This window comes from Lysinibacillus alkalisoli, from assembly GCF_014643595.1.
Lineage (GTDB): Bacteria > Bacillota > Bacilli > Bacillales_A > Planococcaceae > Metalysinibacillus > Metalysinibacillus alkalisoli.
This window is the reverse complement of sequence record NZ_BMJT01000022.1, coordinates 1-10,273: the sequence shown is the minus strand read 5'-3', so window position 1 is coordinate 10,273 and position 10,273 is coordinate 1. Positions and strand designations below refer to the sequence as shown.

Sequence of the window (10,273 nt, the reverse complement as noted above, 5' to 3'; positions counted from 1 at the left end):
AATGATAATCAGGTTAAAGTACGAGGTTTCCGAATTGAATTAGGAGAAATTGAAGCAGCATTAAAAACCAATGAACTTATAGAGGATGCAGTAGTTACAGTAAAAGATGACTTGGACGATCAACAAATCATTGCCTATATTGTTGGTGATTATTCAGCATCCAAATCTTCTATACGGCAGTATTTACGGGACTTGCTTCCAATCTATATGCTTCCTAATTTAATTATTCCAATAACTAGAATTCCACTTACCGTTAACGGAAAGCTGGACTATAAAAAGTTACCTGAGGTTATAGTAGAGGAAAAAATGGATAACCAGCTTCCTGTTTTAGAAGATAAATCGATAATTAATAATTTTATAGAAGTTATGAAAAGAGATGTGAAGCTCTCTGACAACCTTTTTGATTTGGGGGTTACCTCCATTACAATTGTTAAAATTGCTCAAGCTATTCAAGCTAATTGTGGAATAGCTGTACCTGTTGAAGTATTTCTTGAAAGTAAGAATATTAATGAAATTATAAGATATGTGCAGAACAATCAACCTGCAGGTTTAACTGAACCATCTTCGAATATTTCATATACTCAATATTTAATAGAAATAATTGAGGAAATCACTGGCACAAGGATCGCTGATGAGAACGAAGATATTTTTAATTTAGGTGTGACTTCCCTAACAATTATGAAGCTTTCACAAAGGTTTAAAGAGGAAAAAGGTATTCACTTACCTGTAGAAGTTTTCTTAGAGAATCCTACTATAACAGGGATATCTACTTATATTAACCAGAATACATCTATAGAGTCGGAGAGTTATGAATTAGATATCGGCAATCAAGAACAAGCCTCTATTATTGAGTTGGAGAATATAGAATTTCAAGACCGTCACTATATTTCTAGACGAAACTTAATAAATAGCGGTGAAAATCATTCATTCTCAATAGACAAACTTAGTGAGCTGATGAGTCTCCTTCGAATAAAAAATTTAGAGGGAAAAGATCGTTACCTATACCCATCAGCGGGGGGGAAATATACTGTACAAACCTATGTATTAATTAAAGGCCATGTCGCGGAAGAGTTAGAGCTAGGTATTTACTACTATCATCCTGAGATGCATGGGTTGGTATTGATACAGAGAATAGAAGGTATTGAAAAAGATATCTTCGCGAAGAATGATCAAATTTCTTTTGAAAATTCCAATGTATGCTTATTCTTTATAGCGCAGTTGGAAGCACTCATACCTTTTTATGGTGAAGAGTTCAGTAAAGGTTTGGCGATTCTGGATGGGGGTTATATTAATCAGCTTTTAATAAGTCGAATGCCATCACTTGATTTAAACGCAAAGGTCATCAATGCAATGAACTTCACACGTATAAAGGATCTCTTCCAATTAGATGATAATCACATGTATATCCATAGTATATGTATAAGTAATGCTCCAGTAAAAAATAAGTCTGAGGATAAACAAAGTATACCTGATATGCAGGATAGCTTAAGAAACTACCTTCTTAGTAAACAACATGAAGTTGTACCTGTTGCAGATATGTCTAAGACAATAAAGTATACAATGAATGATCCTCAAACATTAGAGGAACTGATGAAGAAAAGGGTTCATATTAGACGTGTAAAAACTGGGGAAGATATTTTCTTGCTAAAGGAAAATCCTATTAATGAGTCGGACTATTATGTACGTGCTTCTCAAAGAACTTACGATAAGAGTCTAATAACGTTTCATAACTTCAGTAAGTTTTTATCTTTGTTACAGCCGAACACATCTTTTAATCATCAATACCTTTACTATAATATGTTGCCTATTGGATCCGTTAAATTCTATTTATACATTAAAAAGGAAGTAATAAAGGGGATAGATGCAGGCCTTTATCAATATGACCCGGTGAATCATAAGCTGTTACTTATAAAACAAGATCTTTCTTTTGACATGGAGTATACTCACTCTCCATTTAATAGGGAACTTTATAGAAATTCTGGTTTTTGCCTAATTGCTACTACAGATGTAAACGAAGTCGCTTTTTTATATGGGGATTATGCTAAACAACTTGCTTTCTTTGAAGTTGGAAATATTGGACAGCTTTTAATGGATCGCCAAGCCGAATTTGATATTGGATTAGTTCCAATTGGAGGACATAATTTTGAGAAATTAAGAGTTGATTTTTCATTAGCTGAAAATGAGATATTACTTCATAGCTTTCTTGGAGGTTCCTTGAAACATTCCCATTCGAGAAATAAAGAAGATCTCTTATTGTTAAAGGATTTGAGTCAGGTAGATCCCACTAAAAAACAAGAAGAATTCATAAATATCAAAGAAGTCAGCAGCGAGCAACCACCTGTTTCAGATGATATCGCCATTATTGGTTTAAGTGGCCGTTATCCAGATGCTACCAATATGTACGAATATTGGAGAAATCTAAGAATTGGTAAGCATAGCATCACTCATCTACCTAAAGAGCGTTTTAAGCTGTATAACCTTGAAGTAATGAACGATGGAGATAAAAACGACCAATGGGCAGGTTATATTCAGGAAATTGATCATTTCGATAGCTTGCTATTCAATATTACTCCTTCTGAGGCAAGAAACATGGATCCTCAAGAAAGGTTAGCCTTACAAACTGTCTGGGAGTGCTTAGAGGATGCTGGTTATACCGCAGATTCTTTAAAGAGCAAAGCACCAGAAATTGGCGTTTTTGTAGGTGCCATGTGGAATGACTATCAGAATTATGGAGAGAGTGAATGGGAGAAAAATCAGCAAGCCGAGATAGCAGCCATACATTCCTCTATTGCTAATCGAATTAGTCATTACTTTGGTTTAATTGGTCCTAGTATTTCTATTAATACATCTTGTTCTTCTTCTCTAACAGCCATTCATTTAGCTTATGAGAGTGTAAAAAGAGGTGAGTGTGATGCAGCTATTATGGTAGGAGTGAATTTGATATCGCACCCTTATCACTATGATTCATTACATCAACAAGGTTTACTTTCTACTAATGATAGAAGTGCTGCTTTCTCTGCTGAAGGAACAGGACTAGTACCTGGGGAAGGAATAGGTGCCTTACTAATTAAGCAAGTGAAAGAAGCGGTTGATCATAAGGATCATATCTATGGAGTTATAAAAGGAAGCGTCATTAATCACTATGGAGAAGCTTCTCGATATGGATCACCAAATAAGAAAATGCAAGTAAGCTCCATTCAAAAGCTACTAAATAAAACTGCAACGCCCCTAGAGGCGATTGATTATATAGAATGTGCAGCAACAGGATCCAGTATGGCAGATGCCTCCGAGCTGAATGCTATAAAAGAGGTTTTTAAAAATCAACATCTTAAAGTCGGTTCAGTTAAGCCTAACATTGGCCACCTAGAGTCAGCATCAGCTATGTCTCAATTATCAAAGGTCTTATTACAATTTAAATATGGAGAAATTGCTCCCACGATTCATACGAAACCTGTCAATCCTTTTTTAATGTTAGAGGATGGGCAGATAGAAATTATAGATAAGTTAACAGCTTGGAAAACAAGTAAGTTAAAACATACATTAATAAGTTCTTATGGGGCCATGGGATCAATTGGGCATCTGTTAATTAAGGAATATAGAAAAAATCATACTGAGACACTACTAGCTTCTCGTTCGGAAGTATGCTTATTTTCTGCAGCATCTAAAGAACAATTGAAAAGATATGCCGAGAGATTTATTTCTTTCTTAGATCATTCAGAGAAAGATGTGACTCTTCAAGACATTGCCTTTACTCTTCATGTTGGTAGAAGAGAAATGAATGAAAGAATGGCTATCATCGCAGAGGATATTGCTGATCTTAAAAACAAACTTGAAGCCTATATATCTCATAGTAACAACTTAAAAAACGTGTATATAGGGACTGTTGATGGGAGCACGGAAAGAGATCTATGGGATAAAGAAAATTATGCCGTAATGGATATAGCAAGTAGTTGGATTAAGGGATCAAAGGTGAATATCGAGAAGTTTTTTGAAGATGGCAACCGAGTACCTTTACCGACTTATCCTTTTGAGCAGGTATCTCACTGGTACCCAAATAAGACGATTATTCCGCCTGATATAGCTGAGAAATCAATTTTTGACCAGGGAGAGATCAAGGAGGCGCCGCACCTTTTCCATGAAGAAGAAGGGGATGAAAAGTTAGAGAATTTTCTTCTAGAAGCTTTTTCAGAGATCACGGAAATTCCGTTGGATCGACTTGATAAGAGAACGTCCTTTGAGAGCTATGGAATTAATTCACTTTTAATTACACGCTTGAACGAAAAATTAGAAGTAGCTATGGGCATTACATCCAAGACGTTGTTTTTCGAAAACCAAAATATTGAAGAGTTAGCTAGATGCATAAATAGAACTCATTATCATAAGGTTGTTGAAAATGAGAAACAACCTGATAGGAATAAAGATTCCAAAGAGCAAAAAGGCTGCTCCTCAGTTAACGACAGTCTTAGTGATCGAGATCATATGAGTAATTATTCTGATAGTGATCTAGCTATTATCGGGTTGAGTGGCAAGTATGCACAAGCAGATAACCTTTTGGAGTTTTGGGAGAACTTGAAGCTAGGAAAAGATTGTATAACAGAAATCCCAAAAGAGCGTTGGAATAATGATTACTACTTTAATGAGGATAAACGTAGTAAAGGTACTGTTTATGGAAAATGGGGAGGCTTTATAAGGGACGTTAAAAAGTTCGATTCATTATTCTTCAATATCTCTCCTAAAGAGGCAGAAAGAACAGATCCGCAAGAACGACTATTCTTGCAAACTACTTGGGAATGTATTGAAGATGCAGGCTATACACGAAGTTCACTGCAAAGAAAACATCAGGGGAATGTAGGTGTTTTTGTAGGGGCTATGTATCAGGAATATCCTTTATATGGTCATTTAGATAAGTACAATAGTAGTGAAAATGTGGCCTTAGGATCTTCCGCAGGTTCTATAGCTAACCGAATTTCTTATTTCTTTAACTTCCAGGGACCAAGCCTAGCAATCGACACCATGTGTTCTTCTGCATTGACTAGTCTCCATTATGCGGCTCAAAGTATTAAGGAAAATGAGTGTGAAGTGGCTGTAGTAGGAGGGGTAAATTTACTATTGCACCCAAATAAGTACCTTATGCATTCTCAGATGAAAATGCTCTCTTCAGATGGCCGTTGTAGAAGTTTTGGAAAAGATGGGGATGGGTTTGTACCTGGAGAAGGAATAGGATCAGTTCTCATAAAACCACTTAAAAAAGCAATCCAAGATGGGGATAATATTTACGCCGTCATCAAAGGAACAGCTATTAATAATGATGGTAAAACCAACGGTTATACAGTACCAAACCCTAAACAGCAAGAGGATGTAATTAAAAGAGCGCTAGAGAAAGCCCAAATTAATCCTAGAACAATCACTTATATTGAAGCACATGGTACAGGAACAGAGCTAGGAGATCCTATTGAAATTACTGGCCTAACTAATGCTTACAGAACTTACACTCAAGATAATCAATACTGTGCTATTGGTTCTGTAAAATCTAATATCGGTCATTGTGAATCGGCAGCTGGCATAGCAGGTTTGACTAAAGTGGTACTTCAATTAAAGAACAAACAGTTGCTACCATCTATTCATACGGATGAATTAAACCCAAATATTAATTTTGAGGAAACTCCTTTTGTTCTTCAAAGGAAATTCGAAGATTGGAAGAAACCAAAGGTAGTTATAGATGGAGTAGTACAGCAATTCCCAAGGAGAGCCGGTATTAGCTCCTTTGGTGCAGGTGGAGTAAACGCACATATAATTCTTGAAGAGTATATACCAATTGAGCAAAAGCAGACGAAGGTAGAGGAAGGCCAGCAGGAACAGTTAATCTTATTGTCAGCCAGTAATGATAAAGAATTGACACAGTATGCACTCAACCTTTTAAGCGTGTTAGGAAAACCTTTAGAAAGTGTTTATAAAGTAAAGGAAAAAGAAATTTTACAATGCGTTGCTGGATGTCTCTCTCCTCTAATAGATGTAGAAGTAAACAGTTTAGATATTAATGAAGACGTTGGTCAAATCCTTGACCCTTTGTCTTATAAAGAGTTAGAAGAGCAACTACAGAAATTATACGGTGAAAATATAGAGATACCATCTATCCTTGATGAAATGAGCATTACTTCTATTGCTAAAAGCATCATAGAGTCTTTGCAGTTAAGTCCTTCAGAAATTGAAAGTACAACAAGTTCTCAAAGGGTGTCGTTGCGTTTAAAAGATATATCCCATACGTTAAAGGTTGGAAGAGAACCTATGCGTCATCGTCTAGCTCTAATAGTAGCTAATACAGATGAATTAATCCAACAGCTGAGTACCTATATACAAGATCCATCAAAGGTAAATAGATCATCATCTATTATGGTTGGAATTAAGCCGGACAGAGTGGACTCCATATGGGAAGATAGAGAACTCAAGGGAGTAATAGCGAACTGGATTAAGAAAAATAAGTTAAGAAAGTTAGCTGATCTATGGATTAAGGGAGTGGACATCAAATGGCCGGATTTATTAGAAGGTTATTGTCGCGTAACTCTACCGACGTATCCGTTTGAAGGACAAATTCATTGGCCATCTATTTCCGAAGATGTACGTGAAGAAAGAGAATCAAAGCCCGTTGTCAAATACAAAGCTTTTGAAGAACCCTTAAGTAAAAATAAGAAATCATTAGGGTTAACTAATGAATCTACGCAAACCGAAATAAAAGATACATGTATAGAAATAATCAGTAAGGTTATAAAGCTACCTAAAGAAAATTTAGATTTATTAAAGTCCTTTAGTGATTATGGGGTAGACTCCATAGCCATAACCGAAATATCAGAAGAAATAAAAGAACGTCTTGCTCTAGATATAAGTGCAATAGATTTCTTTGAAGCTACTACAATCAATGAATTTTTAAATTCCTTACCTTTTGAAAAAGCTTCTCCTCAAAATGTTAATCACGGAGAAACAGCTTTAGACAAAGAAGTGTTAGAGGAAGAAGAAACAGCTTTAGACAAAGAAGAGATAGAGGAAGAGGATAGGGAGAATCAGGCTTACCATGTTAAGCAGATTGAGGATAATCAGAGAGTAGATACACCTGTAAATGAACCTATCGCCATTATTGGAATGAATGGGAAGTTACCGGGGGCAGATACAATTAATGGGTTTTGGGAGTCTATTTGTCAAGGAGAGTCTCATATTAGTCTCATCCCTAAAGAACGTTGGGATTGGGAGCAATACTATGGGGATCCTTTAAAGGATGGAAATTATACCGACGTAAAATATGGCGGATTTATCAAAGACATTGATAAATTTGATAATAACTTTTTTGGTATATCGCCTAATGAAGCTACATTAATGGATCCACAGCAAAGATTGTTTTTAGAAACTACTTGGAAAGCTATAGAGGATGCTGGTTATAAACCTTCTGACATTAACGGAAGTAAGACGGGTGTTTTTGTTGGAGTATCAAATAAGGATTATGACCATTTATTGGAAAAACATGATGTGTCAATTGAAGCTCATATAGCTACTGGTAATTCGCATGCTATATTAGCAAACAGAGTTTCATATTTTTATAACCTTAGAGGACCAAGTGAAGCAGTTGATACAGCTTGCTCGAGTTCTATTGTCGCTATACACCGTGCTATAAAAGCTATTCAGTCTAATGAATGCGACATGGCATTAGCAGGAGGAGTAAATATCCTATTATCTCCTAAGGACTTTATAGCCTACAGAAAAGCTGGAATGCTTACTCCAACCAATATGGTAAAAACATTTAATGAAGACGCTGATGGCTATATTCGCGGTGAAGGAGTAGGGGCAATATTACTTAAGCCACTAAGTAAGGCGAAGGAAGATGGAGATCATATTTATGCAGTAATTAGGGGAAGCGCAGTTAATCATAACGGTAAAGGCTTTGCCTTAACTGTTCCAAGCGCTAATGCCCAAGCGGATGTAATCAAAGATGCTTGGCAAAAATCAGGTATTAGTCCCTCTACAATCAATTATATTGAAACTCAAGGTACAGGAACAAAAATGGGTGATGCAATTGAAATTCGTGCGATTATAAAAGCCTTTGAAGACATTTCTCATTCTCCGCGGAAAAAGTGTGGAATTGGAAGTGTGAAGCCCAATATAGGCCATCTGGAAGCGGCCTCAGGGATGGCATCCTTGTTTAAAGTAATAAAATCATTGGAAAATAAAATGATTCCTATGACTGCTAATGTTACAGAGCTAAATAAAGAAATAGATTTAGTAGACACTCCATTTTATATTGTCAATCAATCTATTCCTTGGGATCAAAATGATTCTAACACTGATGAACAGTTGCCAAGAAGAGCATCTATTCATTCATTTGGAGTAGGGGGGACTAACGCTCACTTAGTCATAGAAGAATATGTTCATGATCAAGTAAAAGTGGAGAATTCTAAAAGTAAGGAACCCTTTCTCTTTCTTTGCTCAGCAAAAACGGAAGATCAATTGTTGAGCTATTTACATCAAATAAGAGAACATATGATTAAATATAGAGAAATAAACTTCGAGGATATTATCTATACTTTGCATGTCGGGAGAGAAGACATGGAAGAGAGAATTGCAATGATTGTAAAGGGAAAAGAAGATTTCCTTCATAAATGTAATGAATTCTTAAGATCACCCAATACAGCCACTGATTATATTTATAGAAGTTCTTTAGGTAAATCAGTAAAATCACTGGATTCATCTCAGACTATAGCAATAAGTCCGGCAACTAAATCTCATAATGATTTAGTGGATCTCGCTGATGCTTGGATTAACTTCGACCGTATAAATTGGAACGAGTTTTACAAGGTTAGAGAGGTAAAAAGAGTACCTTTACCTACCTATCCATTTAAAAAGGTAAGAAGATGGATAGAGCTACCCGTGATTACTAATAAGCCAAAAGACGAGGTTAAAGCCCAGGAGGTCCAGGTAGTTAGGAAAGAAGAGCAGGTAGAACACAAGCAAAATGATACTCCTGATATAAGCTCTAAAATAGCAGTGACAGTAGCCGATTTGTTGGGATATGAGAAGCAGGAGATTCCACTTGAACTATCTTTAATTGAAATAGGCATGGACTCAGTTACGGTGATGAAACTGCAATATATTCTGAAAAGAGACTTAGATTTATCAATACCACTTACGATGTTAAATAATAATTTATCAATCAATGAAATTTGTAATAATATCTTGGATTTAAAGAGCGGCCAAAAACCTTTAGATATAGAGAGTTTAACCAGTGAACAATTGGATGATTTATTTTTAAGAATAAAATCCTAACCAAGTATACAGAGGGGGGATATTCCCCTCTGTATATATGATTCTATTTAGAAGGAGGGATAAAATATGAATTTTAATGATTTTAAAAATCTCTCTGAGCAAGAGAAGAGACATTATTTATCTACACTATTAATAGACAATGGAAACCAAACAGATAAAAGGTTTCCAGTTCTTAAAAGTATGCTAGAGGATATATATGTACCGTTTCCTTTAACCGATATACAAGAATCTTTTGTAGTAGGGAGACTTTTAGGAAGTGATGATAAAGTTGGCTGCCATTTTTACTGCGAGTTCGAGAAAAAAGACCTTAATATAGCGAAGTTAAAACATACTTGGAATCAATTGGTTAATCATCATGAGATGCTTCATACTATCATTAACTCTTTGGGTACGCAGATTGTTTTACATAAAGTTCCAGATTATGATATGCCTACTCATGATTTAAAAAATGCTAGCCATGAAACCCTTGAAGCACATAGACGGAAAATCCGAAATGAACTTTCTCATAAATTATATGAAGCAGGTCAATGGCCATTATTTGACCTTCAGTTTTCTTTACTACCTAACGATAATGTTCTCATTCACTTGAGTATTGATGAGCTGATTGTAGATGCATCCAGTGTGGATTTACTGTTGGATCAATGGTATCAGTTATATCATGATTCCAGCTATGAGCTACCAGACATAGATGTGTCTTTTCGAGATATGGTCATGGCTTGGAAAGAATTCGAGGGATCATCAGTTTTCCAGCAGGACATTACATATTGGATGAATAAACTTAAAAATGCACCAGGTGGGCCTTCACTGCATGTTAATCAAAAACCGGAATTGAGAGATGGATATTCATATATTCCTCGCTACCGTTTGGAAGGGGAACTTGGGGAAGGCTTATGGAATCAGCTTAAACAAAAAGCCGGGGAATTAGAAGTCTCTCCAACCGTTCTTTTATTAACCTTATTTTCTCAAG

General features: G+C 35.9%; 2 protein-coding genes and 2 pseudogenes. All 4 read left to right on the top strand.

The genetic code is table 11. The features are described from left to right. Positions 1 to 33 precede the first annotated feature (33 nt). Positions 34 to 4,350, top strand: a pseudogene (locus IEW44_RS16180) (beta-ketoacyl synthase N-terminal-like domain-containing protein); the annotation flags it as partial. Positions 4,351 to 4,500: 150 nt separating this feature from the next. Further along, positions 4,501 to 5,697: pseudogene (locus IEW44_RS16175) on the top strand (type I polyketide synthase); the annotation flags it as partial. Between the two features lie 447 nt (positions 5,698 to 6,144). Beyond that, complete coding sequence (locus tag IEW44_RS16170) at positions 6,145 to 9,306, top strand: beta-ketoacyl synthase N-terminal-like domain-containing protein (RefSeq protein WP_444543221.1); 3,162 nt, start codon at positions 6,145 to 6,147, stop codon at positions 9,304 to 9,306. Positions 9,307 to 9,372: 66 nt separating this feature from the next. Continuing rightward, positions 9,373 to 10,273: condensation domain-containing protein (locus IEW44_RS15715; protein WP_229704277.1), on the top strand; the 901-nt coding region annotated here is incomplete at its 3' end.

Coding starts and splice junctions, on each gene's coding strand:
- IEW44_RS16170 (WP_444543221.1), top strand. CDS start 6,145: ATGAGCATTACTTCTATTGCTAAAAGCATCATAGAGTCTTTGCAGTTA.